Origin of the sequence: Comamonas sp., from assembly GCF_036666375.1 — a bacterium.
GTDB lineage: Bacteria > Pseudomonadota > Gammaproteobacteria > Burkholderiales > Burkholderiaceae_C > Comamonas.
The window spans coordinates 1-1,547 of the sequence record NZ_JAVWWA010000224.1 but is presented as its reverse complement, the minus strand read 5'-3'; the positions used below and the strand labels follow the sequence as shown (position 1 = coordinate 1,547).

Annotated in this window: 3 protein-coding genes; 1 reads left to right on the top strand and 2 read right to left on the bottom strand. The window is 66.1% G+C overall.

What is annotated here, in order from left to right:
- Positions 1 to 201 (top strand): hypothetical protein (locus RR928_RS24835; protein WP_332684757.1); only part of this gene is annotated, 201 nt, incomplete at its 5' end.
- Between the two features lie 55 nt (positions 202 to 256).
- Here RR928_RS24835 and RR928_RS24830 read toward each other — a convergent pair.
- Positions 257 to 583: a hypothetical protein gene (locus RR928_RS24830; protein ID WP_332684755.1), complete on the bottom strand. Its 327-nt coding sequence runs from the start codon at positions 581 to 583 to the stop codon at positions 257 to 259.
- A 93-nt stretch (positions 584 to 676) separates the two neighbouring features.
- A partial coding sequence (locus tag RR928_RS24825; protein ID WP_332684753.1) for an MOSC domain-containing protein occupies positions 677 to 1,547 on the bottom strand: 871 nt, incomplete at its 5' end.

The window sequence follows — 1,547 nt, the reverse complement described above, 5'->3', positions numbered from 1 at the left end:
CCCGATGGCAGCCTGTTCTTCGGCGGCAGCGGCGGCCGGCTGTTCCGCATCGACGCCAAGGGCGAAACCAGCGTGCTGGCGAGCGGCTGGCCGAAGATGATGGGCGTCTCCTACGACGCAGCGAACCGTCGCCTGTTTGTGGCGGTCGCGGCCGCGGATGCGGGCAGCCAGGCCAGCGTGCGCATCCTGCCCGTCAACTGAACCACGACAAACGCAAGCCACCTCCGGGTGGCTTTTTGTTGCGCGTGCATGCCGTTCAAGGCCGCGGCATCTGCGCGCAAGCCTGCTGCTGCTGCGCTGGGGGCATGCTCTTCCACTTCTGCGTGAACTCGGTCTTGTAGGTGGCGTACATGCGGTCGTACTCCGCTGGCGCGACCGCCATGTCCTTGATGGCCGCGGCACGCTGCTGAATGCGGCCGGCCTCGACATTCGCGGCACTCTTGTGGCCACAGGCCAGCGCCATTTCGTTCAGGCTCGCAGCCATGCGGATGACGCCGCTGTTCACCGCGTCGGCTGCATTGTCACGCGCCACTGCGCTGGTTGCCATGGCGGCAGCAAGCGCCAGCCAGATTGCTTCTTTCATCGTTGCTCCTGTGGACGGATCGGTAGTACGACAGCCCGCGTTACTAAACTTTGCACAGCGAACTGCCCCTGCATTTTCACGGCGAGCCACAGGCTACACGCTGACGCCGGCATCGAACAGCCCGGCGCCGGACCAGGGAAGTGCCGCGCCCATGCCCGCACCACTTCCTACCCGGCGCGCCATATCCGCTGGCAGGCGCGCCAGCACGCGCGGAAATGCCCGGCAGTAAGCTGTATGAACACCGGCCATCTGCGCGAGCTGGCGATGGCTGAGCCAGAAGCCCTCGGGCACGGCACGCGCCACATGCAGCACACGCTGCTGCCAATCGTCGCTGAACAGGGGCGCGGCGGCGCGCCTCACGCCAATCACGTCGCCCTGGCGCAGCTCGCCGCCACGCAGCACGCGCGCCAGAATCCCGCGGTCGGCGCCAATCGTTCTGAGCGTGCCAGGGCAGCGCCGTTCCAGCAGATTGCAGGGCTCGCAGACAAAGGTGATCCAGAGCACGACCTCGCTGCCGATGCGCAGCAGATCACCTGAAGCGAGTTGGCTCGTGGAGAAATCAACCCGCAGATTCTCTCTGAGCGCCGCGCAAGGCAGGCCCCAGCGTTGATACGCGGGACTTCCCGCGAGCAGCAGCTGCCTGGGCGATAGCGGCGACGCATGCCGGTCTCCCGCAAGCCCGAAATCCGCAATCGCCTGGACCGTTGTCACCGGCCGCGGTGCGGGCTCCTTGCCTGCGCGGATGTACAGGGAATCCAAGCTGCCCAGCGCCTGCCAGGCCTCCAGGCTACCGGGAGTCCCAGCAGATAGGGTGCTGACCGGGGATATGTCGTTGGCGCGCATGGCTGCAAGCTCCTGGATACCAAGCGCTGCCATACGGACAGCGTGGTTTGAGCGGCCATTGTTCCTTATCCGAGCGAAAGGTGGCGACATCGGCGCGCTTTTGCCAGAGGGACCGAAGATC

Coding starts and splice junctions, on each gene's coding strand:
- RR928_RS24830 (WP_332684755.1), bottom strand. CDS start 583: ATGAAAGAAGCAATCTGGCTGGCGCTTGCTGCCGCCATGGCAACCAGC.